The sequence below is a fragment of the Roseivirga sp. YIW32 genome (assembly GCF_057219245.1).
In genome coordinates this window covers 1,012,395-1,037,320 of sequence record NZ_JBXVVG010000001.1, presented here as the reverse complement: position 1 = coordinate 1,037,320, position 24,926 = coordinate 1,012,395, and the positions used below count along the sequence as shown (strand labels likewise).

Sequence of the window (24,926 nt, the reverse complement as noted above, 5' to 3'; positions counted from 1 at the left end):
AGATCAGCGCTAGAAAGAGAAACCGACATTCAGACCAATTCTAACCCTGTCGGTATTTTCTGTCGATCCCAGATTGAATTCCAGTGGACCCAGTATCGAATTGAATGCTATACCGATTCCATAACCAATGAGAGAAGGTTCGCCATCAAATAGGTTGATGTCACGGGTTGCTCCCGAATCGAACCATCTCACGGGATATCGCCCATCAATGTAGTTGGTATGTACTTTGAAATAGAGATTTCGCGCTGCTTTCAATTGTACACCGAGCCCAAGCTTAATAAAATGATTGGCATCATATTGATAAAATGCAGCGCCGTAGAACGAGCTGGTAAGAATGTAATTGTCATAAAAACCGCCAAACCCGTAAGTGTTATTCAAGCCAGTTCTGTCATTACTGGTGTAAACCATGTCGGCTTCAGTGATCAGGCTGATGTTTTCGGCAAGAGGTAAGTAGACTGTGCTGATCAATTTGACGTAATAAAAGTCTTCTGCTCTGAAGGCTTCATTAACAATGGCTTCAAATGCAGGAGTTGACAATTCGTTATACCTGATGTCTGCTTTATTCGACAATGAAAAACCAGACTCCACTCGCAAGTCAACCCCTTGCATTGGGATAAAAGGCTTTTCAAAGGTGATGTATTCATAAAAAAGCCTAACAAAGTTCGTTTGCACGTTTGCCTTGTCAATGAAATTAAAGGTCTCCGTTACTTGGGGTTTTAAGGAGCTGAAATTCCAGTAATAATCCATGCCAAAACTCATGTCCGGGCGATTGGTCGTTTGTACTCTAAAAAAGGTGTCGTTTCTGTTAAAACCAAAGGTTGCAAATTCATTGCCATCTGAAAATATGGGCAAAATGTAATTGATGTAATCGTAATGCACTGAGGCGGCACCAAGCTGCCGTTTACCGAGGTACTTCAAATAGCTCAGGTCTACACGAAAGTTCTCAGCAAGATCGATCTCGGCAACTAGCCTTGAATTTGGTAAAAGGTAGTTCCGTGACGTGTAATTGAGGTTCAGGCCTGCACGAATTTCATTGTTGTAGTGTACAGCAAATTTCAGTTGATTATTTTCTTTTTCCTCAACCTTAAACACGAGTTCATGGCTGCCGTCCTCGTTTTGATGAAGTGTATAACCGACCTTCGCAAAATAGCGCGTCCCATAGATCTTATCGACCGCTTCATCGATCGCTTCTATGGTCGTTTCAACGCCTTCCTCTACGGGCAACCTTCCCAAAACGAAATCAGCCGAGAGTGATTTGTTTCCTTCGACACGAATGTTATTCAATTGATAAGAGTTAGGGGTAAAGGTGCGCTTAGGTTTTTGGAACACTTTGCCTCGCTGCGTTAACGAATCGTATAAGACTTGGAAACGTTCCTTCAGTAGAGAAGCGGTTTGATAACCCCGGGCCACAATCGAATCAGCATCTGTGAAAGAACTTGAACTGTAACCATCCAACTGTGGCTCAACATAAAAATCGACCAGCTGAGTTTGTTCGCGAGAATCATAAGCACTCATCACGAAGCTCGATTGAAATAAGATATCTACCAGCGAATTGAGGCTTTCTTTTTCCTTCAAGTCCGTACTAACAAAAACACCAATGATGATGTCAGCCCCAAGCTCCTTCGCTTCAGTAACGGGGAAATTCCGCACTAAACCACCATCTACCAATAGTTTGCCATCAATCTCAACGGGAGTAAAAATAGAAGGGATGGCCATGCTGGCACGCATACTTTCCGTTAATGACCCCCCTGATAAAGTGACGCTCTTACCAGTTTCAATGTCTGTAGCAATGGCACGGTAGGGTATGGGTAGCTCATCAAAATCGTCGATGTCATGGGCAGAACGGGTAAGATCTGAGAACAGTTTAAATAGGTTCTGACCATCCAATACTCCTTTGGGTAAGCTAGGCCTAAGGCCGACGGTGGGCAGTTCGAGCAGGTATCGACCAAAAAAGTCTTTCTCCTCATAGGCGACGTTGCGATAATCGATGTCGTTGCCTAGGATGACACTCCAATCCGCTGTTCTGGTAATGGAATCGAGTTCATCTGCGGTGTATCCTAATGCGTATAAACCGCCTACAACACTTCCCATACTTGTGCCTGTGATTAGGTCAGGATAGATGCCAATTTCTTCTAGTACCTTGATGACGCCAATATGGGCCATACCACGAGCACCTCCGCCACTAAGGACCAAGCCAATTTTTGGTTGTTCATTTGAAGATGATACCTGTGCTTGCAGGGAAAAGGTAAGGCAAACAAAAAAAAGTAAAAGTGAGCGTTTCAAGAGATTCATATGAAATAGGTTACTTCCTATAAAAATAGCACCATGGGGTGCGATATCAAACACCTTTGACACTAATTGAACGACGATTCACACCTTTCAATTGACTACTCGTCGCGAAGGGACTGACTAAGTGGCTATAGTCCTGTTTCATAGGCAAACAAAACTTTTATCGAAATGAAGCTAACTCAAAAATGGAATCGACTCGCAGCCTGGTGTTTTGCTGCGCTTTTCTTTACTGCCGTTGTCGCTTGCGACGACGATGATGATCAAACACCCGAATTACCTACATCTAATATCGTTGCACTAGTAGGGAGCGCTACGGGCGTAACAGGCACTGTATTAATGGTGGATGCCTTTAATTTTGTCGGGTAAGAAAAAGAAAAAGAGGAACAAACCATAGGCATCGAAATCAGGAAATGGGTTTAGGTTAGAGCGCTTCACCTTGACTCATCTTCTTTTTTAGAAAGACAATTGAGGGACTTTAGATAATGTTTAGCAGTCTTCTGATAATTTCGTAGCATTGTTTCCATCATGCGTTTCTCAGTCGCTTTATTTCTTTTGATCGGGCTTATTTTTTGCTCAACCGAGCTTTCAGGTCAGGCGGCTCGCGACACCACATGGAAGAGATCCGATTTTATTGCAGCTACTGATGAGTATCTGTCCATCAAATTGAATGGATTCAATGAGGTCGATCGAATTCAATTTACAGCTGATCAATACTATGACCTTCGACCCAATACGGATGTAAGGAATCGTTTATCTGTCAATTACAAATGGCTGACAGTCGGTTTTAGTTTTAAAGTGCCGAGTTTCTTCGGTAACGACGACACGTCGAAAGGAAAAACAGAAACCTCTGGATTCAGTACTGCCTTGAACTTTGACAAATGGGCCTTTAATTTTGACTACAATAAGAATGTCGGTTATTATCTCAACAATAGTCTCAATCCGTCCCCACAACCCAACGGCACCATTATTTTCCCTAATTTCACCACCAATACTATCCATTTAGATATCGGTTATTTGACCAACTCGAATTTTTCGTTGAAGGCATTAACCAGTTTGACAGAGCGTCAGTTAAAATCCTCTGGTAGCTTTATCCCCTTTGCTCGCATTTCTTACTTCAACACCATCCAAAAACAAACTGATCTGATCCCATTTGATAGGACGGATAATTACCAAGCCGTTTTAGGGTTGTCATACAACCATAAGTTTGTGATTTACGAATATTACTACATTGGTGCTGTGGCTTCTTTAGGCTATGGGGTGATACATTCCGACATCACAGGCAGCAGCAGACCGGATTTTAATGTGTCGAATAGTGTTATCGCCTATGGCTACGGGGTTAATCTCGGCTACAACGCCAAGCGCTTTTTTGCTGGAGCGGTATTCAATTATCGCATGTTTGATTATCGTACGGATCGTGAAATCGACCTTTCAGCAGCAAGAAATGGATTTGAAGTGTTTATCGGCTACCGGTTTAGGGTACCCAAGTTTTTGCGTAAACCACTCGATTGGGCAGATCAAACCAAAGAGAAGATCATCAAATAAGTCAGTAGACTACTCGTTTTGTTCATCAACGAGTTCAGCATAAAAGGCATCCTTAAAAGCGCTTTCCTTGACGATCGCTTGAATATTTTTGAGTGTAGTGAATGGATCTTTCTTGATGCGCATATTGTACAACCAGCTAGGGATGCTGCTGCCTGGGTCTACATACATTCTATATTCTATGCTGATCCGATCATTGCCGAGAGGTTGACAGATCCAATAACCTTTCATTTCTTTTATGCGTGTCTTTTTACTCTCTTCTGGCAGGTAGGTGGGCAAACCTAGCATGTCAATACGCACGGACCCGTTGGTCGGGTTTTTATTGACCTTTAGCTCCAGGATGACATCTCTGTTTTGTAGGATAGGAATGTACACCTCATGATAGCTGATCTGATGCCAGAAGTCGTTTGATGCCAGGAGCTTATTTTGCTCAAAATTCTTCATCCAACTTGACATGTCTTCTACTGACTTCAGCAGCGCGATCAAGCTATGCATGGAAGCATCAACTTCTGTGGTCGCTTTGAACTCCAAGTATTTCTTATTGGGTAAGGTTCGTGTATAGATTCGAATACCTTCCTTATCTTCTTTCAGCTCCCATGGCGTTTGGCCAAAAGAGCAGAAGGGTATCAAAAGTGCCAAAAGGAACCAAGTGTATTTTTGAAACATAGGAATAAAGATGTTCCGAAAGATAGGCAATACCGCCAAATTACCTCATGATCAATTGCTGTTGGTTGGTGAGCTGCGCAACTTGCGGATAAAAGGCCAACTTCAATTCTTTTCGCTTCACTCTTTGCTGCAGGTTCAGCAGGGTTTCATACGGATCGTTTTTGATGCGTTTATTGTATAGCCAAGGAGGTATGATTCCGGCAGGATCAAGGTACATGCTATATTCGATGTACATGGAGCCATCTTCAAGTGGCTTACAAAGCCAGTAGCCATGAATGTCCTCCACACGGATCTTTCTGCTTTGCTTGGGATAGAGTGAAGGTTTTCCTTGAATATCGATTCGGAGGGTGTTCATGATCGTATCTTGGCTTATGTTCATTTCGAGCACCATGTCTCGATTGCGTAAAACAGGCACTTTCACTTCGTGATAGCTGAGCTGATGCCAAAAATGTTCAGAGCTGATGAGTTTAGTTTCTTCGCATTGTGTTAGCCACTCGGGCATTTGATCTACCGATTTGAATAAGGCCAATAAGCTGTGGAGAGAGGTATTGACAATGGTGGTGGCTTTGAACTCTTTGTATGCCTTTCCTGGTACGTTGCGCGTGTAGACAGAGATGCCGTCTTGTTCAAGTTCTCTTTCCCACTCTTGCCCCTGTACATCAATGTGAAGGTTCAGGAGCAAAAAAGGCAACCAAATGACATGTCGCAGCGCGTCCATGACATAAGATGTGAAAAAATCGGGGTATTGCCTAATCTCCACGTCCTTGACAACCAAAGACTTTCGCCTGCTTTCGGGTCGAAATAAAAAATCTTGACCATTTGAGGAACAAAGGAATTGCACAGTGGTTTATGATGATTCAATACAATGACCAAATAGATTACATTTATTAATGACTCAAGAAGAAGCACTTGAAAGCATACGGCATATTCCAATTGGAAGTAAGGTCCAATTGATCAAACGCAATGGGCAAATCACCGAAGTGATTCTGGCCAGCCATGAAGTAGAAGAGACTGTAGAAAAAAATTATGGTCGTATCGTTGTACCGGCTTTACCTCCTGCGCTTATCGTAAAAGGAGGGTCACGTTTTGGTAATTTCAGAGTAGAGATCGATGATGTCATCAAAATAGCCTGGGTCGGCTAAGAAGGTGAGTAGCTTATTTCTCCATTTTAGTTAATAGCGGAATTCTTAGGGTTTCCCAAGTCATCCAACCAATCAAGCATGTATTGGGCAACATCAGGAAATACCCTTTCGAGCATCATGTTATGCCCGCAATTCGAAAAAAGGTGATGATCCACACGGTGAAACTGAGCCGTGCGTTCAATCTCTGAAGTAGAGATGACACGATCCATTTCTCCTCCGAACACCATAAGTGGGATTTGTTTAGGGATGGGTGCTTTAACCGGTTTTGCCATCATACCAATCAATACCTTAAAGGATTCTGAGCGCATCAGCGATTGAATTGCTGTAATGCTCAGGTCTTGCTGAAGAGCATAGAAGAGTTCCTCTGCATGCTCTACAAAAGGACCGTAAATGTCTTGGGCCATGAGATAAAAGAAGGCCATAGAATGACGACTGATGTAACGCAAGGAAGGAGCGAGTATCCCAAAATAGGGGACAGGAGCCAGTAGAATCGCCGCTTTACACGTGTTGACTTCCAAGTATTTTTGAGTCAGGAATCCCCCCATCGAATGGCCAATGATGATGCATTCCTTCCCAATGGATGATATGGCCTCGTCAATAGCGTGTAGATAGTCTGACAAGCCGAAATCATTGACCTTTCGATTCTTACCCGGTTGCTCGTGCCCGGGTAGATCAATCGCTGAGCAGTCATAACCGGCCTGGGTAAATGCTTGCATAAAGCCAAAGTCCCAACACCAAGCCCCGTGGCACATACCATGAATGAACAGGACATGACCTTTGGTTTGGGCTCCTTCTGCTTTGTAATGAATCATGCCTCCTGCATCAACTTTCGAGGTTCTTTACTCACATAGTCTTTGGGTAGATGCTTTTTCAACTGATTCACAAACTTGGCAAAGTCTACCGTGATCGTATGCCGCGGCGTCTTGATCTGATTCAAATGGGGATGGGTTACTTCTCTTTGGCAGAGTTCCTTCATGTTTCCTGGTCTTTGCCATTTGCCAGAGATCTCACGGGCTGCGATCTTCGCTTGCAACTCACTACCCGGCCAAATGCAGCCAAGCGGTTGGAACATGCCGATAAAATGAAGGTTTTCATACTCTTCGTGAAACATTTTTAAATAGAGCGGTACCTCTGAGTCAGTGTAGTCCAAGAAGTTTTTATCAAAGAAGGGGTGTGCCAAAATGAAGCCAGTGCAGGCAATGACCACATCAAATTCATCAGTGCTACCATCTTTGAAATGTACCTTATTTCCCTCAAAACGATCAATGTCTACCTTGGGAATCACCTTACCATGCCTCAGCTTATAAAGTAATTCATCGTTTACAGTCGGGTGCGTTCCACCCGCTTTGTGATCAGGTTCTTGCAAACCGTAGAGGGTGTTCGGACCGTTGATGAGTTTGACCAGTTGTTCAGAGAAAAAATACTTCCACTTCAGCGGCAACCATTTGTTTTTATTGGCCACTACATCCGTTGGCTTACCAAATAGAAATTTAGGAACGATGCGATAGCCTCTTCGCATGCTGATCGCTGTCTTTTTTGTCACTCGGCTCGTCTCAACAGCAACATCGCAAGCCGAATTACCACCCCCGATCACCAAGACACGTTGGTCTTTGAACGGATCAGCCTTTTTGAAATGATGAGAATGCAACAGCGTACCGGTGAATTCACCGGGATATTCGGGATAACGCGGTTGCCAATGGTGTCCATTACAGACGACAAGGTGACTGAACGTTTCTGTTTTTTGAATCCCGTTGCATTCGGTGGTCACGTTCCATTTGTGATCGTTAATTCGCTCACAATGCTTCACCAAGGTCTTGAATTCGATATGAGCATAGAGTCCAAAATGTGCGGCATAGGCCTGAAAATACCTTCTGAGTTGGTCATGCGAGGGGTAGTCTGGAATTCCTGCTTCGAAATCGTCAAAGGTAAAATCTTCGTATTGCGACATGGTCTTTGAACTGATGATGTGGGTCGTTTCAAAAACGGAGGAATGGCTTTCGTTCTCTGTATAGATCCAATTACCGCCTACGTCATGGTTATAGTCGTAGGCCTTAACCGCTAATCCCTCATCTAATAAGTTCTTGATGGCGGTTATCCCGGAAGGTCCCGCGCCGATCACACATACCGTTGGCTTCATGGCTTGAATATACTCATGAAAAGGAAAAAGCGGTAATTGTATGGGTAGATCTGTTGGGTGGCTTGAATCTCGAGTCTTGAGTCTTGAGTATTGTGACGGAAAGCGGCAGGCTGCAAGGGACAAGCTTCAAGCTTCAATCTTCTCACATCCTTCACCAACCACCACGCATCCCACATCACGCGCCAAACTCAAAAAGAACGTCACTCAGAGGATCCCGAGCATTCGGGTCCGAAGAGTCTCTGTATTGGTATTGCGTACCGCGTACCACGTATTGCGTAGTGCGTCTTGGGTCCTGCGTCTTGGGTCTTGAGTCTTGCGTAGTGGGTAATAGCATGAGGTTTGGGTTTACTTCTTAAGAGAATTGAAATATCAGCCACTCCATTTCCCCCTTGGTGAAGGGGGCAGGGGGATTGGAAAAGACTTGCAACATGCGCTCGGAGGATAGCACTGAAGTCTTTCAACATTCAATACTCATCCCCCGAGCCTTGGGCACAAATAAGGCCCATCAGTTCATCTGACTAACCCTTACAGGTTTTTCTGTCTTTCAATGATGTCCAGCGTTTGCTTGATCCAATCGGTATCTTGCGTCAATTCAATATCCGGCACAACGCCCACCTCTTCATATGACAACCATTTATTGAATTTCATATCAGTCGGTAAGATCCGGAACATACCTGAAGGAGAGGCATAAGAAGTTCCATAATTGGTTCCATAGGCAATAGCTCCTCGTGTTCTCTCCCCGAGGTGAACCGTTCCTTTCTTCGCCTTCAATCGAACCGTTGTTTGTTCTGCATTGCTTCCACTGCCGTAATTGGTCAAAACATACACTTTTGCATCGGAATGCTTGTCAATAGCCTTAAGAATGGGTTTAGAGATCTTGCTTGCACCGCCTGGGTTATTTCGTAAATCAAAGATCAAGTAATCTGAAGTCAGTTCTTCTTCTATTTGGCGAATGAGCTGATCTCTTCTTTGCGCATTACCGATCCGGCTGAAATTATCGATCCAAATGTATTGAACCTCATCGTTCAATCTCTTTAACTGGTAGGCATCGCTGGCTTCAAGAGCAGGAATGCCGTAATCTTTGGTGCTAAGGGGTTTTTTGACATTTGAAAATAAGATGCCATTTCTAACCCATCGGTTGTTCATGAACCTAAGGTTTTTGTAGACTTGGCTGAAGGTTATGACGTCATAAATGCCCTCTAAAGCCTCTACTTCTTTGATGAAGGCAAATACCTGTCCTGCTTCCCAAATGCCAATCTTTGAGCTCAACACCACAGCAAGCAAGCTGTCTTGGCTTGCCGTTCGATAAACACCAATTTCCATAACATCTTGTCCCATGGCATAAATTCCTTCTATGTCGTCAATTTCTTTTCCCATCAGGTCTGTTCGCAGTGATGCTAGGTCCACTGTCGCTTTCGGGAAGTTCTTGAAGACCTCGCTCTTTTGATACCTCTGGATAAAGGCCGAATCATAAATGTCCTCTACCGTATAATCGGGACTAGTCTCATAGATGGAGGCGTGTTCGTCTTTCACAAAACTCATCAATTGATTCATTTGCCAAAAACACTCGACTTTGGAGGTGTTCTCATTGATCTTTTCGCGGATGGCTTGGTAAGTCTTCTCAAAGGCTTTCTTTTCGGCGCCCTTCACTTGTGACTTGAATGATGCCATGCTTTGCATTTGAGTGTAAACGAAGCTAAGCTCTTGCGGACAATTACAGGATTCTTGTGCGGCTAGGTGTTGCGTGAAGAATAAGACAATCATAAGGGTGATGATCTGTTTCATTTCAATTGTGTTTTTGTTTTACGATGAAACAAACCTAGGCAAGAAAAAACGGCCTTAACCTATAGTATAAGCCTCTTGTGGTGAAATGGCACTAGTCTGTGGCGGAATTGACTGCTTGTTCTACTTGTTCCTTGAATGTACTAGAAACGGGGATCTCTATTCCATTACCAAGTACGACCAAAACCTTACGATTCCCAGATTTCCATTGCCTGAAATGCATTGGATTGACTAAGTAGGAACGGTGAGTTCTGATCAGTTCTGGTCTGAGTTTTTCAACCTCTGAAAGCTTGTTTCGAATGAGCTGTTTTTTGAGTTTTCTAGATTCAAGGTAGTTGACTTCAATGTAATTGTCAGCAGACTGAATGCAAACAAGGTCTCTCAAGTGCAGTCGTATGCCTTCATAGTTACCCGTTCCTTTGATCTCGATCTTCTTCTCTTCAATTTTATTTTCTCTGTATTTCCCAAAAGACCATCTGCCAATGGCAATAATGGGCAAAATGGTCATGATGGCCGGCATGTAGATGGCTTTCAAAAAATAGAGTAGGTCATAAGCATTAGGATGCTGTCTCATGACAATGTAATAATAGACACCGCGGGTAATCAAGAAGCCTAATACGAAGATGGAAGCAAGCAGAAGCAATTCGGCCGATAAAGACCAGGTTTGTTTGCAACGCTGATAAAGCAACTGCTGTAAGGGAAGCGTCAATAAGTAACAAGCAGAGGCAAATAAGCCATAGACCGGAAGATAAAGGAGCTTTTCTTCTGGCAGCAGCTCAGCCACATCCAGCGGCTCAGTAAAAAACAAAAAAGTGAATACCCAAATGGCCAACCCACCAGCGATGATCAAATGGTGCCTAAGTAATGGATCGAATGGGTATGCTTTTTTCATGTCAAGAGACTATCGACGTTTCATTGAATATTTCGAATATAAGGTTGAATAAACAAATCATCTTGTTGATTTGTGTTCATTTTAACTATCTACTTATCTGTACATCAACAGAAAGTGCCTTATGACGCCAGGTCTTGAAGTGAAAAAGGGTTAAGGTTCTCAGCATAGGCTAGAATGAGTGTATGCATGACAGCAGGTAGATCGAATCAAAGATGAAATAATTCGTGTAAAGGCAGCTGCCGTTTCATGAAGATGATATGGATCAGTCGAGCAGCATCATACTTCCAGCTTTTCCTTCTCGATTTGCTCGTACTTCTGTGTAATCCACAGGATGAGTACCCCAAAAAGCACTGACACAATGATGAGCGCATTGTTCAAAACACCTTCTATCGAAAAGGAGATCCTAATCAAGATCGTCGAAATGATAAAGCCAGAATTGCGAATGAATACATGAAACTCAGAGGTGTGAAAAAATGAAAAGAGCAATAGGAGGACGTCGGTCAGGATGAGCACGGTGAAAAATTCATCGAAGAAAATATTATTGATGTCGGCAAAGCTACTTGCACCTTTCTGTGCATCATTCCAATAGAGAACTAGATCTCCGCTCCAAGCAACGAATGTATATACGGCCATGATGATGATGACAGGGACAAGGAATGACGCGATTCGCTTTTTGCGTTCAATAAAAAGCTGAATTTTCTGAGGAAGCGCTGAGATCTGTTGATGTGCTGATTTATTCCTGTGGAGTCGATGGAAAAGAAAGATTAGAAAGAAGAGTATAAGTGTTGATATGATGTCATAAGTGAACTGGAGATCATATTTGTCCTCGAACCAGTTGATCGATAAATCAAGATTGGCTAAGTCCTTGAAAATTCTTCTGATGATGATAAGTGTGATGATCTCATATTGCTTGGCGATGTAGGTAGAGGTAGACTTTGGGATATGATAAACCAAAAGATAGACCTCAAATAAGAGGATAAATGAAAATGGTGTATAAATCGCTGAAATATGATTCGTCAGCAACTGTGATTGGAAGGGGATGTCGATCACGCCCAGATCAACCGCCTCTATTAACCCCAAATGAACAATGAAACTTAAAATGGAGACCCATATGATCGCTCGTTCGGCCTTTTCCTTCGTCTCAGAAGATAGTACAAGCTTGTAGTATGAGTTTAAGTGATTTGTCAACTGTTCTAAAGTAACAGGAAGTGAATCTTAATGTTTAGGCCTAGTGGCGGGCACCTTTCCATGTGCCTCCATAACGGTATTGTGGTAGCTGTTGACAACTCGGTAGGCATTCTGGGCAAACAAATATCCATTCTTTACCTTTTTGCACTTGAATTCTATACATCACGTTGCTGGCTTGTTGACAATATGGACATGTCTTGGTTTTCATGTTTAGGAGTGATACGAAGTGCTTTTCCTGGCGTGAAAGGTAGAAGTTACAGATTGTATGGAGTATTAAGGAACCAGCCATTCACCGGCCCAGTCATTCTTATTTTGGAAGGAAGCTCTCAGGTGTTCCGATTTGTTCAATTGCAGTACTTCGATCTCCTTTGGGTCAATCGTGATCACGGCAAAATAGGTGTCATCCATGGCATCTCTCCATAAATGGCCTTCAGCGGGTTCATCTATTGATGCTCCTGGTGCTTTTTGGGTATTATACGCTTTCCTTGCTGGTCCTTGCACTTTCTCCCAAGCCTTTTCACTGAAGTCTTCATGTTGTAAAATACTCGCATATCCTGTCAATACCACCTGCACTTGCTTCTTTGGATGATAAAAGAGCAGCTGGGCTTCGTTGTGCTTGGCCAATTCATTCACCTTTCGACTTCTACTATCCGTGTAGATGATGAATTGAAAATTATCGGCGATATCTCGTAGAACCACATAACGAGAGCGAACATGGGTTCCTTGAGTACTCAAGACAGTGTAGCGAAAAGGGTGCTTCTTGTCTACTGTCGATCGTTTCAATTCTTGCTTTACGGCATTGAACACTTCGGCTAATGATTGTTCCTTCTGGATAAGCATATTTCTTAAAGCTTCCACAGGCACTATTGTTCAATAGAATCGGCCCTAAATTCGATCAGGTCTAACTTTTCAAAGACCAAGGTCACCTGTATCGGATTACAGCAAACCTCACAATCCTCGATATACCTTTGCTGACGAATAGAGGGGTCTAACAGCATGGAGATCTCTGCCCCACAATAAGGGCAACCAAAGAAGTGTTCCTGCATGATGACGTTTTCTTCATCAACACATCGAACGGCCAATGGTTTGCACATTCCTTATTCTACGGCGTTCAATACCAAGGTCTGGATGGCTTGAGCCTTAAGCGGAACGTTGACTTGTTCTCCATTCAGTTCGATACGAACCGTTTTGGCGGTTTCTTCCATGTTCAGCAAGACCACGACAGTCGATCCATCGGGGTTGCTCGCTGCAGTCGCCATCAGACTATCATCGGACAGGCTAAAGTCGATGCGCTCAGCTCCGGGACGGATATACTTACTGAAATGCTTCATCACATAGTACAACGGTGTAAAGTAGACCTCGTCGGCATCAGGATCTACAATGACGGGAGAAATGCACCAATTGCTTGCCCAATTGGGGCCTCCTTGGCGGTCGAGTACCATGTTCCAGTCGATCCAGCCATCCACCCAGTTGTTCATGCAGCCGATGATGTCACGGGCATAGCGGTAAACCGGTACGTATTTGGGATGGTCTGCTTTTAATTCTTCCGGAGCCCATGTCCAGCCCCAGTCGGTAGCTTCTTTGGCCCAATACCAAGCGTCGTCGTACCAATGGGGTATTTCAGCGTCTACACAAGCCTCTGATTGAATCAAGTACTTGCCTGGCGCTCTTTCATGCGCCATTTGCAATAGTTCCGGGTAATACTTGTAGGTACTGGCATACCAGTGTACTGCGGTTCCATCAAAATATTGTTTACGCGTTTCGTTGGCCCATTGCGCCTCCGTAAAGTGATCCAATTCTTCGTCACGGTTTTGGTCATAGCCTAAAAGCACCACGTTTCCATGTCCGTTTTCTTCTAAAGAAGGGCCCAAATGATTTTCCACAAAAAGCGCCAATTCCTCTGCCGTATAGTGCATACTTTCCCAATTGCTATCGTTGCCTAATGGCTCGTTCTCTACGGTAAGTCCCCAGATGTCAATGCCTTGGGCTTGGTAAGCGTCAATGTATTTGGAGAAATAGAGCGCCCAGGTGTCATAGTATTTCGGTAAGAGCTTACCACCTTTCCAATCTTGATTGTCCTTCATCCAAGGGGGCGCCGTCCATGGTGACGCTAGGATCTTAAACCCATCCTGTGAGGCCGCTTGTGCCTCTTTGATGAAAGGAATCACATCGTCCATGTCTTCTTCAATGCTGAAGTTACTTAGCGACATGTCCTCTTCAGGAGCATAGGCGTAATTCCCTAGTGAGAAATCACTGGAATTGATGTGCGTACGTGTCAAAGAATAAGCCGCGCCTTCAGGTGCAAAATAGGCGTCAATGACTTTTTTGCGATTTTTCTCACCCAGCTGATTGAGTAAATAGGAGGAAGACTCGGTAAAGGCACCGCCAAAGCCGGTCATGGTTTGGTAGGTCTTCTCCGGATTCAATTTCAATTGAATATCGCCCGTACCTGCTATTTGCTCGACTACCTGCCAGTTACCACCGGCAGCAGAGGTTTCGTATGCTTCGACTGAAAGTTCTTGTTTATCGCTGCATGCCCAAATGCAAAGGCTGCCCAAACTGAGCAAGGCAAATTTGATGTTTTTCATTCGCTTGAGGTTACTCCTCTAATCTAATAAATATTGTTTAGAGTAGGGAGTGGGAGGAAGGGGTTGTGAGGGATGAGCTAAGAGCTAAGAGCTGTAAGCTACAAGGGGCGAGTTGTGAGGCATGACGTATGAAGAATGAGTAATAGGATGAGCTCTAAGCTAGAGGAACCACTCACCATTCAACATTAAGCATTAAACATTAAACACTCAACACTTATCATTCAACATCATTTCCCTACTTCAATCAAACTGACAGTAAATCTTCGACATATTCTGTTATAGGATATTGAGTAGATAGTATATGGTACATGGTACATAGCTAAGATATTCAATATTAGGCAGTCAGAAGTTGAAAGACAAAAGACAGAGGCTAGAAGACCGAAGATGGAGGTCAGAAGGCCGAAGATGGAAGTCAGAAGCTAGATGAACGCTCAACACTCAGCACTTATCATTAAACATTCAACACTAAACACTAAACACTAAACATTAAGCACTAAACACTTAGCCTTAAACACTCAACATCATTTCCCTGCTTCAATCAAACTGACAGTAAATCTTCGACATATTGTGATATAGGATATTGAGTAGATAGTACATGGTACATAGCCAAGATATTCAATACTAGGCAGTCAAATGTTGAAAGACAGAAGCTAGAAGACCGAAGATGGAAGTCAGAAGCTAGATGAACGCTCAACACTCAGCACTTATCATTAAACATTCAACACTAAACATTAAGCACTAAACACTCAACACTAAACACTCAACACTCAATATCAATCTTTCACTAGACGCACGGCAAAACCATACTGCTTATGGAAGTTAGCTGCGTTTAAGGAAGCAATGTCATAATTGACTTGGTAGTACCACGAATAATCCGGATTGTAGGGAGAGCTTGTCCACCAGAAGGTATTAAACCCTTGGTTTATGAATCGACCATCGGTGTATTCTCTTCTTCCGGAAGGCAAAGCAGTAAAGCCGCTGGAGTTATCTGCATTGGTATTAGGCGCATTCCAACGGGCTTCCCCAATTTCTTTCATTTGGCCACCCGCATTTTCGGCACCGCCCAAGGTGGCAGCCAAGGTTTCCCACTCTTGAATTGTCGGGACATGCCATCCCTCAGGGGCAATGTTTCGGTTATCAGTCGCTGCGAACCAATTGTATAAACGACCGTGTGTCGCCAAAAAGACTTCATTGTCGTTGTTCTCATAACTACTCTGTGCAGCATCTATTAAGGCCGGCCAGTCGGCATTCTCGGTCACTTCTGGGATTTCATCTCCATTTCTGAACTGTGTGGTTCTTAAATTCTGCGCCATCCAAGTTTGATTACCGATCTCTATCGTGCGATAGGTATTACCTTCATTGTCTTGCATGGTGCCGTAGCTTAAATCCTCATTGAAGATTGCTTCAGACTCGACAACAGGTGTTTCATTCTCTGGTGTGGTTTCGTTGTCATCACAGCTGAACAATAAGAAGGCGAAAAGGATAAAAAGGATAGGGTACTTGTTGAGTTCTTTCATCATGGGGTCATTAAAAGCAGGAGTGCTATTGCCCGCAAGAATTTGTTGTATGTAATAGTACGGCCTGCTTGCTGCTAAACCAAAATAAAGCAGAGATATCGGCACCGGGGGATGGATTGAGGTTTAAGGGCTGAGGGCTAAGGATAAAAGATTTAAGCTATTAGTTGAGAATTAAGAGTGTGGAGATTGCCTCGTTGTAATCGCTCGCTTACGCAGCGTTTACGCCTCGAAATGACGGTCAGATTGACGCTTGCAGGTATTTAGGAATTAAGAATTATCAATTAAGAATTGAAAGCAATTACTACACGCCTTGCAGCTCGATGCTCATAACTCACAACTCGAAGCTAGTCCCTTATAGCTTTTGACCAATGGTTGGTTTTTTGAGTCACGAGTTCATATCTTCAGCGAGTAAGACATCAACCAAACCCAATGAATCCTGTCAAAAGAACCCAAGTGATGCTCAGTCTAGCCCTACTGATCACCTTCAACAGCGTCCATGCACAAAACGCTACCATTTCACTATTCAATGGTAAAAACCTCGACGGTTGGGTAAACCATGGCGAAGAAAAATGGTATATCGAGAATGGAGAGTTGATCTGTGAAAGCGGTCCAGCAGCACAATACGGCTATCTCTCGACAGAAGCATTCTACGATGACTTTGAACTGACCCTGGATTTCAAACAAGAGTCCAATGGCAATAGCGGTATCTTCATCAGGTCAACTGTCGAGGGCACCAAAGTAAGCGGTTGGCAGGTAGAAGTCGCGCCGCCAGGAAGCAATACTGGCGGTATCTACGAATCCTATGGTCGCGGCTGGTTGATACAGCCCGCACCTGAAAAAGACAAAGCCCTCAAAATGGGTGAGTGGAACACCATGAAGATCAGGGTATTGGGCGATGAGGTCACCTCTTGGCTCAATGGTACCGAAATGGTACACCTAAAAGACGAAAAACTAGGAGCCGGAAAGGGGAGTATCGCGCTCCAGATACACGATGGAGGCGGCATCAAGGTGCGCTGGAGAAACATCGAACTGACGCCATTAGATCAAGATTAAGTAGCAAAAAAAGACGATAACGCAATATGCAAGACAAACGGATGAATTTGAGGAAATCACTTCCTATACTAGGCCTGCTCGCTTTGATCACCTGGAGCTGTGGAGCGACAAAAGAAAAAGAAACGGCAGAATCTCAAACCGATGACTGGATCTACCTTTTTGATGGCACCAGCACGGAAGGTTGGCGCGCTTACAACGGAGATGCACTGCCCCCACAATGGGTCATCGAGGATGGGACACTGACCTTTGATACCCAAAAACGCCTTGAGAGCGAATGGCAAGGCGGAAAAGACATTATTTATGCCGCAGAAGAATTTGATAACTTCGAACTTTACCTCGAATGGAAGCTCCCTGCAGGTGGCAATAGCGGCGTTTTCTACCATTTAAAGGAGAATGAACCCGGAGGTCCTCCAGCGATCGCTCCTGAATATCAATTATTAGATGACCTGCAGTGGGAAGAGATCAATAATGCCAAACTCGAGGAGTGGCAAAAGACCGGGGCAGACTATGCGATGTATCCGCCAGACCTCGAACAAAAGATCGTTAAGCCAGCAGGAGAATGGAATACCTCCCGAATCATATTCACGCCTACGCAAGTAGAACATTGGCTCAACGGAAAAAAGATCGTCTCTTTTGTGCCTTGGTCTGAAGATTGGAAAGAACGTAAAGCCGCTGGCAAATGGAAGGATGCCGAGCTTTATGGATCCTTTAAATCAGGCTACATCGGCCTACAAGATCATGACAGTCCATTGTGGTTTAAAAACATTAAGATCAAGAAGTTATAACATCCTATTTAAAGCTTTCATATGAATAAGAGAACATTCTTAAAAAGCACCGCATTGCTGACCTCTGCCTCCTTATTGCCTTCCTCTTTGTGGGCATTAGACAAAGCTGAAAAACTAAGAACAGCCCATATCGGTGTGGGTGGAATGGGCATGGAAGACCTCAAAGCGATCTCCGCGCACCCTGCGGTCGAAGTAGTGGCCTTGTGTGATGTGGATTCCAACAGATTGGCTGCAGCCCATCAAATGCACCCTGGTGCCAAGACTTTTGCCGATTACAGGGTATTGCTGAAAGAAATGAGCGAGGATATTGATGCCGTCATCGTATCAACACCAGACCATACGCACGCACCGGCCTCATTAATGGCCATGGAGATGAATAAGGCTGTTTATTGCCAAAAGCCGCTTACACATCATGTTTCTGAAGCCAGGGCCATGGATCAAATGGCCAAAGAAAAGGGACTCACCACGCAGATGGGTATTCAAGTCCATTCCTTTTATGATTATAAGCTCGGTACCGCATTGATCCAGTCAGGCATCATCGGTAAAGTAAAGCGGGTACATGCTTGGTCTCCAAAAAATTGGGGTTTTGATGGCCCAGCACCTGAACATACGGATCCTATCCCTGAGCATTTGGATTGGAACCTTTGGCTGGGCACGGCAGCCAAGAGACCCTATGCTGAGGGTGTTTATCATCCTGGTAACTGGCGTAAACTCTTGGATTATGGCTGTGGCACCCTCGGCGATATGGGCGTTCATATTTTTGATACACCCTACAATGCCCTTGCTTTAGATGTGCCAAAAACCATTAAAACCAAGTGCCGAAAGCCAACAGGATTCGGTTTTCCTGAAAACAACAAGGTGACCTATCAATTCCCTGGTACGGCTTATACCACGAATAAATTCAAATGGATCTGGTACGACGGTCCAGGCGCACCCAAAAACCATAAAGACTTGAAACTACCCGATGGAGAGGCATTACCAGATCAAGGGGCCATGTTCGTCGGTGAAAAAGGACGCTTGTTATTGCCTCACTTTATGCAATTGCCTAAGCATATTGTCAAGGGTGAATACCTTGACCTCGACCTGAGTAATTTTAATGATGTCGGCAGCCCAACTACCGATTATGGTGCAGAAAGTAATAAGCACTACCACCAGTTTGTGGATGCTTGTTTAGGAAAAGACGAGTGCAGCGCGCCCTTTTCTTATGCTGCAAGATTGACGGAAACCATTTTACTCGGCGTCATTGCCGGACGTTTCCCAAATAAGAAACTACATTGGGATAGTGAAAAAGCCCAATTTAAAGAAGATGAAGCCAATCAATACTTAGATGGCATTTATCGAAAATTTTAATTGAATTATTTATACCGAAACTATGACCATCAAATCAACCCTTAACTCATCTTACTTTTTGGCCTTTATAGGGCTCCTTTTGTCTAGCCAAATCGCGTTTGCACAAGAGAAGAAAGTCCTCAGCCTAGAGGATTACAAAGACTGGAACCGTATCACCAACACCGTGCTCGCACCCAATGGAGAATGGATGACCTATGCTTATTCCCCCAATGAAGGGGATGCGACCTTTTTTATTCGCGAGCTCGATGGGGATACCGTTTACAGCGTAAAGAATGCCAAGCGTGTAGCCTTTTCGAATGATAGCAAATGGTTGGCCTTTTTGGTCGATCCAGTAAAAGCCGAGGCAGAAAAGCTTCGCAAGCAGAAAAAACAGGTGAATAGCAATTTGCATTTATACAACCTGAACGACCGGAGCGTCGAGGAGATTAAAGATGTACAAGGATATAGCTTTTCGGAAACGGCCAATTTCATCGCCATTCAAAAGGTAAAGAAAGATCGCGATGCCGAGCACAATGGAACTGACCTCATCCTAAGAAGCCTGTCAGGCGACATGGTACTAAACATTGGTAATGTATCGAGTTACGGTTTTAATGAAACCGGAGGCCTTTTCACTTATTTGGTTGATGCTGATGGTCAGGCGGGTAATGGGGTCTACACGATCGATCTATCAAGCATGTCTACGCAGGCTGTACATAGCAGTGCCAATACCTATAGTCAATTGGTTTGGAACGAAGCGGGTACTGCATTTGCTGCACTCTTTGGAAGCAAAGCAGACAGCCTCATGCAGCGAGAGAATACATTGCTTTGGGCTTCAAACTTAGGATTAGGGATGAAGCCTGTCGTAAGGACGTTCAATAATGTTCCAGAAGGCCATGTGATATCCGAATACCGAAACCTAAGCTGGAATGAAGCCGGAACCCAGTTGTTCTTGGGCATCAAAGAACAAGTAGCAGAGCTAAAAAAGGCAGATGAATTAGAAGCCAACGTCGACGTGTGGCATTGGAAAGATGAAGTGGTGCAATCCGCACAAGAGGTTAGAGCCAATCGTGACCGTCGAGCTACCTACGCGGCAGTTTTCAATTTAGCCAATGAAAGGCTGATCCCATTAGAAAAGGAAGAGATGGCCGGTGTTCGTACCAGCGATAAATCTAAGTGGGCGGTAGCCTTGTACGATAAAAAATATCGTGCCTTGAGAGATCAACCTTCCGGCTTTGCTGATCTCTATGCGATCAATACGGAAACAGGAGAGGAGTCGCTCATTGTGGAGAACAATTACCATTTTATGGGCACAGATCCAATGGGTCGTTTTGCGGTCTATTCTACAAATGCGCAAGTGATGGTGTATGATTTTGAAACGAAGCAAACGACGAATATCTCCAGACACACTGACGTAGATTTCACCAATAGGGAATTCGATTATCCGGTAGAGAAGCCAGTCTATGGTATAGCAGGATGGTCATCTGATGGCAAGTGGATATTCATGAACCACAAATACGACATCTATGCTTTCTCACTCAATTCAAACGAGGTGTTGAACATCACACAAGGGATGGGTAATGAGAACGAGATCCGTTTCAGACTGACGCAACTAGATCCGGAAGCCGAGACTTACGATGTCTCAAAACCGCTGCTATTAAGCGCTTATGGTGAATGGACCAAGAAATCAGGCTATTATGAGGTAGCTGTGGGCAAGAAGCCTAAAGCCTTACTCTATGTAGATAAGAGCATCGGTAGACCGACCAAGGCCAAGGATGCAGAGGTAGTTATGTATACTCAGCAGACCTTTGAAGAATTTCCAGATGTATGGGTAGCGAACGCTGATTTCAAGAAAGCACAACAAATCACCGATGCGAATCCACAACAGTCCGAATACAAATGGGGTAGAAGGATTTTGGTCGATTATACCGACAAGCGTGGCCATAAACTACAAGCCACTTTGGCTTTACCGGCCGACTATGAAGAGGGTAAAAAGTACCCGATGGTCATATATTTCTATGAGAAGATGTCGCAGAGACACCACCAGTATTCTATGCCGACGTATGATGACCGCCCGCACATGTCTACCTACGCCAGCAATGGCTATTTGCTGCTGATGCCGGACATTGTCTACGATATGGGCAAGCCGGGAAGCTCAGCACTAGACGATGTGACAGCTGCCGCACAAGAGGTGATTGATCTTGGGTATGCCGATCCAGAACGAATTGGTTTACAAGGACATAGCTGGGGAGGTTATGAGTCGAGCTTTATCCTGACGCAAACCGATATGTTTGCCTGTGTGGTCACTGGTGCACCCTTGACCAACCTGATCTCCATGCACAATGTGGTGTACAAGCGCACGGGAAATTTCAACGGACCGATCATCCAATGGTCGCAAGGAAGAATGGGAGTGAGTCCATGGGAAGATATGGAGCTTTACCGCAGCCAATCGCCTATTCATAACGCAGAGAACATCAATACCCCATTTATGATCTTGCACGGTACAGCAGACGGCGCAGTAGACTTCGTGCAAGGGGTGGAGTATTACCAAACGGCGCGCAGACTAGGCAAAGAAGTGATCATGCTGGTGTATCCAGATGAACCGCATCACCTAACGAAAGAAGCCAATCAAAAGGACTTCCAAGTGAGAATGAAACAGTACTTTGACCACTACCTCAAAGACACCGAAGCCCCGCAATGGCTAGCTGACGGTGTCAAGCATTTAGATAAGAAGAAGGTGAAGCTGGAGGAATAGCAATTGCTTATCAATACTTAAATGGTCTTAGTTTTCAACTAGGACCATTTTATTTTGTCTTATTCGAACCTCACAAAATCCACTTCCGCCTCAAAAGGGCCTTCATTTTTATCGTTGGTCATGATGCCCAGGCGGATGATGCGTTTGAGTTTTTCAGGGCTTATGGTGTCGCCTGTGGGTTCTCCTACGCGGTATTCTTTCAGTTGGTCTAAGTAGAGGGTGAGGGTTTGCCATTCACCTGAGGTTTCGGGAAGGAGGGCTTTGTAATTCGGGTACCACCATTGGCGGTAGTAATTGAAATTCAAACTGAGGCTTTGCCCGGTACTTTTGTAACGAATGGTGACTGTTTCAAAATCAGACAGGTCCATCACTTGCTGCTCGCTTCTTACCGAGGCAAATCCTCCATTATTCTCAAAGGAGACCGATCCGGTAAAGACCAAGCTGTTCTCAGTGTAGCTCGTTTTCCCCTGTGATCTGCCACCCATTACGCCATCGTTCACCGAAAACCATGAGTCGTTCTTGTCTTTACCAAAGTCGATGGTCATAGGATCGGTCATAAGAAGGAAACTTAAGGAGATGAGCAAAAGCTTGTGCATGGTTGGATAACTGACTGAACTTGTATTTGGTTTAGCTGAGGTCAATTAGGAATTAGGAATGACCAATTAACAATAAGGCAGAACTCTAACTTCAGTGGTCAATCTTGCAACTTGGGCATCCCTTCAGGGAGTGTGGGTGCTGGCTCAATTAGGACTGATCAATTAAAAATTCAGATATGAAGTCAGCATTCATCATTTACTCGTCATCTTCCGAGAGACTTATAACTTTTGGCTAAATACCCATAAGCCCCTAGGGATTGCAAACATCACAATACATTGGGTCTTCCCCCTTTTTATCTGTTCGGGCGACTTCTTCGCTATACTGGCAAGAAGAGCAGGTGTAGGTGTAGGCCTTTGCAGAGCGCGTAGGACTTCCGCAAAGCGTGCAGGGGAGTCCTTCAATGGCTGCGGTTTTAGCATAACCGGGAGCTTGGCAAGAAGGACATGCAGACTTCAGAAGTTCAACTAAACGTTGAGTAGCTGCTCCAATGGCCTTCATTCGGGTGGGGTTCCGCATGGCACGCATATCGGTCTCAGCATGAATGAGGTAACCGTCAGCCATTAATTTCCGACTTATTGAAATCAATTCGTTCAAGTGGAGCAAGTCCTTGAAAAACTGTGTGGGTTTTTCCGGATGTGTTGCCTTTAGAATGATGCCATGGGATGGGAACCCGACTTGTTCACAAAAATCTTCCCATTCTTCGATGCTTTCGATATGACGTTGAGCATAGTTTGTGTCAGTGGTGAGGTGACGTGCGGCAATTTCCAAGTGGTTGTCCCTATCTATGAACAACAGCAGTTCTTCATTTCCGGGGATGAAGGAATAGTAGGGATGTGGTCCAAAGGATCCTTCACTAGCCACAACTAGCGGAGCTGTTGATAGGGCAAGTGCAGCCTGTGCTTTTTTCTGTGCTGCTTCGAGGGCCGTGCCTTCACGTTTGACCTCGCCTGAGAAGGTGCCGAATTGATTGGTGTCCAGGCCAGTGATGACCTCACATCTGACACCCAATTGTTTTTCAAGTTCAGGGGCGATCACTTGTTCTTTGCCGTGTTGAGTGGCAATGATGAGTGTTCTACCCCTGAACATGTCCATTCCTATACTTGGCATTTTGGCCATAGAATGGAAATTGGTTTTATTGTCCTTGACCCAATGAGAAGGCGATCTCGCCATCAAATCGGCACAAGTTCTCCGTCTTGATGATATCCAAGCCGGCTTCTGTGATCATTTGACTGATCTTCAATACGTCCTCGTAACTACCGGGCTGATCCATTTTATCCGTTGTAAATCGACAACGCCAGTGGTCGGTACAGAAAGTTTCTGGTAAACCGTCAGGATATACCTTCACACCACGGTTCGTGATCAACTTGATCTCAAATGGGCCTGATTTGAATTGGCTCAAGATGCCACCTAACACATTGGCATCTCGGTTATCACCATTCCAATGCAAGAAGATGTCGACACCGACCAGGTCCTTTTTCGCAGGTGCTTGCTCAGTGTAGGTACCTTGGATCTGATGGTTGCTACTTGCATTGTAGCTCACTGCTTTCAAATGCTCAGGCTTTTGTCCGATACGTTCGATCACGGCTTCTGCAAAGCCTTTGGTGCCTACTTTTTGCTTGCTCACACCTTCTTTGAACAGGTCATAGGTATGCACACCATCTTCCATGGTACGCAACCAGGCATTGTGTACTTTTTCAGCCACTTCCGATTGTCCTATGTACACCAACATCTGAATGGCGCCCAATAACAGACCGGAAGGGTTGGCCATGTCTTGTCCTGCGCGTCTTGGTGCAGAACCGTGAATGGCTTCAAACATGGCATAGTCGGCACCGATATTGGCGCTTCCTCCTAAGCCAACAGAGCCCGTGATCTGAGCCGCTACATCAGAAAGGATGTCTCCATAGAGATTGGGCATGACGATCACATCGAAATTCTCAGGAGTATCGGCTAGTTTTGCTGCTCCGATATCCACGATCCAGTGCTCACTTTCCAACTCTGGATATTCCTTGGCCACCTCATCAAAGGTTTTGTGGAAAAGGCCATCCGTCAATTTCATGATGTTGTCTTTGGTGAAACAAGTCACCTTTTTACGTCCGTATGCCTTCGCGTACTCAAATGCAAATCGAATGATCTTCTCTGTACCCGGCTTTGTGATGAGTTTCAAGCATTGGGTGACTTCGTCGGTCTGCTGATGCTCAATACCTGCATACAGGTCTTCTTCGTTCTCCCGGATGATCACTACGTCCATGATCGGATGTTTGGTGGATACATAGGGATGATAAGAGATGCATGGTCTCACGTTGGCATAAAGCCCTAAGGTCTTTCTTGTGGTGACATTTAAACTTTTGAATCCGCCACCCTGAGGGGTAGTGATAGGGGCTTTGAGGAACACCTTGGTCTTGCGCAATGAAGCCCAAGATTCAGGTGCGATACCTGAGCTATGACCAGAAAGGTAGACGTTCTCCCCAATGTCGATATAATCAATGTCAATTGCTGCGCCGGCGGCTTTGATAATGTTTAAGGTAGCGTCCATGATCTCAGGACCGATACCATCGCCTTTGGCTACTGTTATTTTTCTCATAATTGATCGTTTTTCTTGATTGCACCCGAAGATAGGGCAGAAACCGCAATGCTGAAATTTTTAGACGGAATAGTTTGGAGTTGGGGGAG

At 44.5% G+C, this 24,926-nt stretch carries 23 protein-coding genes; 7 read left to right on the top strand and 16 right to left on the bottom strand.

Going from position 1 to position 24,926, the window contains the following annotated elements:
- Positions 1–9: 9 nt before the first annotated feature.
- Positions 10–2,292: a patatin-like phospholipase family protein gene (locus AC2D6U_RS05015; RefSeq protein WP_484719853.1), complete on the bottom strand. Its 2,283-nt coding sequence runs from the start codon at positions 2,290–2,292 to the stop codon at positions 10–12.
- Between the two features lie 165 nt (positions 2,293–2,457).
- On the opposite strand from AC2D6U_RS05015, the gene AC2D6U_RS05010 reads away from it, so the two are divergent.
- Together AC2D6U_RS05010 and AC2D6U_RS05005 are read left to right on the top strand one after the other, a co-directional pair.
- Complete coding sequence (locus AC2D6U_RS05010; RefSeq protein WP_484719852.1) at positions 2,458–2,655, top strand: hypothetical protein; 198 nt, start codon at positions 2,458–2,460, stop codon at positions 2,653–2,655.
- A gap of 159 nt (positions 2,656–2,814) precedes the next feature.
- Positions 2,815–3,831, top strand: coding sequence for a DUF4421 family protein (locus AC2D6U_RS05005; RefSeq protein ID WP_484719851.1), 1,017 nt, complete (start codon positions 2,815–2,817; stop codon positions 3,829–3,831).
- Between the two features lie 9 nt (positions 3,832–3,840).
- On the opposite strand, the gene AC2D6U_RS05000 is transcribed toward AC2D6U_RS05005, so the two are convergent.
- Positions 3,841–4,494 (bottom strand): START domain-containing protein, encoded by a 654-nt coding sequence (locus AC2D6U_RS05000; protein WP_484719850.1) that lies wholly within the window; start codon positions 4,492–4,494, stop codon positions 3,841–3,843.
- A gap of 40 nt (positions 4,495–4,534) precedes the next feature.
- The gene (locus AC2D6U_RS04995) at positions 4,535–5,212 is read right to left on the bottom strand and encodes an START domain-containing protein (protein WP_484719849.1); all 678 of its coding nucleotides are present in this window, start codon (positions 5,210–5,212) and stop codon (positions 4,535–4,537) included.
- Between the two features lie 172 nt (positions 5,213–5,384).
- Here AC2D6U_RS04995 and AC2D6U_RS04990 point away from each other — a divergent pair, with 172 nt between their 5' ends.
- Positions 5,385–5,636, top strand: coding sequence for a hypothetical protein (locus tag AC2D6U_RS04990; protein ID WP_484719848.1), 252 nt, complete (start codon positions 5,385–5,387; stop codon positions 5,634–5,636).
- A gap of 26 nt (positions 5,637–5,662) precedes the next feature.
- On the opposite strand, the gene AC2D6U_RS04985 is transcribed toward AC2D6U_RS04990, so the two are convergent.
- The 10 genes from AC2D6U_RS04985 to AC2D6U_RS04940 all read right to left on the bottom strand — a co-directional run bounded on the left by AC2D6U_RS04985 (position 5,663) and on the right by AC2D6U_RS04940 (position 15,743).
- Complete coding sequence (locus tag AC2D6U_RS04985) at positions 5,663–6,448, bottom strand: alpha/beta hydrolase (protein WP_484719847.1); 786 nt, start codon at positions 6,446–6,448, stop codon at positions 5,663–5,665.
- Entirely contained in the window at positions 6,445–7,773 is a 1,329-nt protein-coding gene (locus AC2D6U_RS04980; protein ID WP_484719846.1) for a flavin-containing monooxygenase, read from the bottom strand. The genes AC2D6U_RS04985 and AC2D6U_RS04980 overlap by 4 nt, the downstream gene beginning before the upstream one ends.
- Positions 7,774–7,948: 175 nt before the next feature.
- Positions 7,949–8,107: a hypothetical protein gene (locus AC2D6U_RS04975; RefSeq protein ID WP_484719845.1), complete on the bottom strand. Its 159-nt coding sequence runs from the start codon at positions 8,105–8,107 to the stop codon at positions 7,949–7,951.
- 191 nt (positions 8,108–8,298) lie between these two features.
- Entirely contained in the window at positions 8,299–9,558 is a 1,260-nt protein-coding gene (locus AC2D6U_RS04970; RefSeq protein WP_484719844.1) for a S41 family peptidase, read from the bottom strand.
- A gap of 91 nt (positions 9,559–9,649) precedes the next feature.
- A complete protein-coding gene (locus tag AC2D6U_RS04965) occupies positions 9,650–10,447 on the bottom strand; it encodes a LytTR family DNA-binding domain-containing protein (protein WP_484719843.1) in 798 nt (265 codons plus the stop codon).
- Positions 10,448–10,723: 276 nt separating this feature from the next.
- Positions 10,724–11,635 (bottom strand): hypothetical protein, encoded by a 912-nt coding sequence (locus tag AC2D6U_RS04960; RefSeq protein WP_484719842.1) that lies wholly within the window; start codon positions 11,633–11,635, stop codon positions 10,724–10,726.
- A 273-nt stretch (positions 11,636–11,908) separates the two neighbouring features.
- Entirely contained in the window at positions 11,909–12,475 is a 567-nt protein-coding gene (locus AC2D6U_RS04955; protein ID WP_484719841.1) for a pyridoxamine 5'-phosphate oxidase family protein, read from the bottom strand.
- A gap of 23 nt (positions 12,476–12,498) precedes the next feature.
- Positions 12,499–12,729: a CPXCG motif-containing cysteine-rich protein gene (locus AC2D6U_RS04950; protein ID WP_484719840.1), complete on the bottom strand. Its 231-nt coding sequence runs from the start codon at positions 12,727–12,729 to the stop codon at positions 12,499–12,501.
- Positions 12,730–12,732: 3 nt separating this feature from the next.
- Positions 12,733–14,223: a glycoside hydrolase family 30 protein gene (locus AC2D6U_RS04945; RefSeq protein ID WP_484719839.1), complete on the bottom strand. Its 1,491-nt coding sequence runs from the start codon at positions 14,221–14,223 to the stop codon at positions 12,733–12,735.
- 773 nt (positions 14,224–14,996) lie between these two features.
- On the bottom strand, positions 14,997–15,743 hold the full coding sequence (locus AC2D6U_RS04940; RefSeq protein ID WP_484719838.1) for a fibrobacter succinogenes major paralogous domain-containing protein: 747 nt from the start codon (positions 15,741–15,743) through the stop codon (positions 14,997–14,999).
- Positions 15,744–16,196: 453 nt separating this feature from the next.
- On the opposite strand from AC2D6U_RS04940, the gene AC2D6U_RS04935 reads away from it, so the two are divergent.
- The 4 genes from AC2D6U_RS04935 to AC2D6U_RS04920 are packed head-to-tail and all read left to right on the top strand — an operon-like array spanning position 16,197 to position 21,659.
- Positions 16,197–16,793 (top strand): 3-keto-disaccharide hydrolase, encoded by a 597-nt coding sequence (locus AC2D6U_RS04935; RefSeq protein ID WP_484720580.1) that lies wholly within the window; start codon positions 16,197–16,199, stop codon positions 16,791–16,793.
- A gap of 41 nt (positions 16,794–16,834) precedes the next feature.
- The gene (locus AC2D6U_RS04930) at positions 16,835–17,578 is read left to right on the top strand and encodes a 3-keto-disaccharide hydrolase (protein WP_484719837.1); all 744 of its coding nucleotides are present in this window, start codon (positions 16,835–16,837) and stop codon (positions 17,576–17,578) included.
- A 21-nt stretch (positions 17,579–17,599) separates the two neighbouring features.
- Positions 17,600–18,928 (top strand): Gfo/Idh/MocA family protein, encoded by a 1,329-nt coding sequence (locus AC2D6U_RS04925; RefSeq protein WP_484719836.1) that lies wholly within the window; start codon positions 17,600–17,602, stop codon positions 18,926–18,928.
- A 22-nt stretch (positions 18,929–18,950) separates the two neighbouring features.
- Positions 18,951–21,659, top strand: coding sequence for a S9 family peptidase (locus AC2D6U_RS04920; RefSeq protein ID WP_484719835.1), 2,709 nt, complete (start codon positions 18,951–18,953; stop codon positions 21,657–21,659).
- Between the two features lie 59 nt (positions 21,660–21,718).
- Here the strand turns inward: AC2D6U_RS04920 and AC2D6U_RS04915 are convergent, their stop codons facing one another.
- The 3 genes from AC2D6U_RS04915 to AC2D6U_RS04905 form a co-directional block, all read right to left on the bottom strand.
- Positions 21,719–22,255, bottom strand: a complete 537-nt coding sequence (locus AC2D6U_RS04915; protein WP_484719834.1) for a CIA30 family protein — start codon at positions 22,253–22,255, stop codon at positions 21,719–21,721.
- Between the two features lie 250 nt (positions 22,256–22,505).
- Complete coding sequence (locus AC2D6U_RS04910) at positions 22,506–23,372, bottom strand: DUF6671 family protein (RefSeq protein ID WP_484719833.1); 867 nt, start codon at positions 23,370–23,372, stop codon at positions 22,506–22,508.
- A 16-nt stretch (positions 23,373–23,388) separates the two neighbouring features.
- Positions 23,389–24,837 (bottom strand): NADP-dependent isocitrate dehydrogenase, encoded by a 1,449-nt coding sequence (locus AC2D6U_RS04905; RefSeq protein WP_484719832.1) that lies wholly within the window; start codon positions 24,835–24,837, stop codon positions 23,389–23,391.
- Between the last annotated feature and the right edge of the window lie 89 nt (positions 24,838–24,926).

Bases quoted from the DNA above. Each gene is read 5' to 3' on its own strand.
- AC2D6U_RS05015 (WP_484719853.1), bottom strand. From the start codon at position 2,292: ATGAATCTCTTGAAACGCTCACTTTTACTTTTTTTTGTTTGCCTTACC.
- AC2D6U_RS05010 (WP_484719852.1), top strand. From the start codon at position 2,458: ATGAAGCTAACTCAAAAATGGAATCGACTCGCAGCCTGGTGTTTTGCT.
- AC2D6U_RS05005 (WP_484719851.1), top strand. From the start codon at position 2,815: ATGCGTTTCTCAGTCGCTTTATTTCTTTTGATCGGGCTTATTTTTTGC.
- AC2D6U_RS05000 (WP_484719850.1), bottom strand. From the start codon at position 4,494: ATGTTTCAAAAATACACTTGGTTCCTTTTGGCACTTTTGATACCCTTC.
- AC2D6U_RS04995 (WP_484719849.1), bottom strand. From the start codon at position 5,212: ATGGACGCGCTGCGACATGTCATTTGGTTGCCTTTTTTGCTCCTGAAC.
- AC2D6U_RS04990 (WP_484719848.1), top strand. From the start codon at position 5,385: ATGACTCAAGAAGAAGCACTTGAAAGCATACGGCATATTCCAATTGGA.
- AC2D6U_RS04985 (WP_484719847.1), bottom strand. From the start codon at position 6,448: ATGATTCATTACAAAGCAGAAGGAGCCCAAACCAAAGGTCATGTCCTG.
- AC2D6U_RS04980 (WP_484719846.1), bottom strand. From the start codon at position 7,773: ATGAAGCCAACGGTATGTGTGATCGGCGCGGGACCTTCCGGGATAACC.
- AC2D6U_RS04975 (WP_484719845.1), bottom strand. From the start codon at position 8,107: ATGCTATTACCCACTACGCAAGACTCAAGACCCAAGACGCAGGACCCA.
- AC2D6U_RS04970 (WP_484719844.1), bottom strand. From the start codon at position 9,558: ATGAAACAGATCATCACCCTTATGATTGTCTTATTCTTCACGCAACAC.
- AC2D6U_RS04965 (WP_484719843.1), bottom strand. From the start codon at position 10,447: ATGAAAAAAGCATACCCATTCGATCCATTACTTAGGCACCATTTGATC.
- AC2D6U_RS04955 (WP_484719841.1), bottom strand. From the start codon at position 12,475: ATGCTTATCCAGAAGGAACAATCATTAGCCGAAGTGTTCAATGCCGTA.
- AC2D6U_RS04950 (WP_484719840.1), bottom strand. From the start codon at position 12,729: ATGTGCAAACCATTGGCCGTTCGATGTGTTGATGAAGAAAACGTCATC.
- AC2D6U_RS04945 (WP_484719839.1), bottom strand. From the start codon at position 14,223: ATGAAAAACATCAAATTTGCCTTGCTCAGTTTGGGCAGCCTTTGCATT.
- AC2D6U_RS04940 (WP_484719838.1), bottom strand. From the start codon at position 15,743: ATGATGAAAGAACTCAACAAGTACCCTATCCTTTTTATCCTTTTCGCC.
- AC2D6U_RS04935 (WP_484720580.1), top strand. From the start codon at position 16,197: ATGCTCAGTCTAGCCCTACTGATCACCTTCAACAGCGTCCATGCACAA.
- AC2D6U_RS04930 (WP_484719837.1), top strand. From the start codon at position 16,835: ATGAATTTGAGGAAATCACTTCCTATACTAGGCCTGCTCGCTTTGATC.
- AC2D6U_RS04925 (WP_484719836.1), top strand. From the start codon at position 17,600: ATGAATAAGAGAACATTCTTAAAAAGCACCGCATTGCTGACCTCTGCC.
- AC2D6U_RS04920 (WP_484719835.1), top strand. From the start codon at position 18,951: ATGACCATCAAATCAACCCTTAACTCATCTTACTTTTTGGCCTTTATA.
- AC2D6U_RS04915 (WP_484719834.1), bottom strand. From the start codon at position 22,255: ATGCACAAGCTTTTGCTCATCTCCTTAAGTTTCCTTCTTATGACCGAT.
- AC2D6U_RS04910 (WP_484719833.1), bottom strand. From the start codon at position 23,372: ATGGCCAAAATGCCAAGTATAGGAATGGACATGTTCAGGGGTAGAACA.
- AC2D6U_RS04905 (WP_484719832.1), bottom strand. From the start codon at position 24,837: ATGAGAAAAATAACAGTAGCCAAAGGCGATGGTATCGGTCCTGAGATC.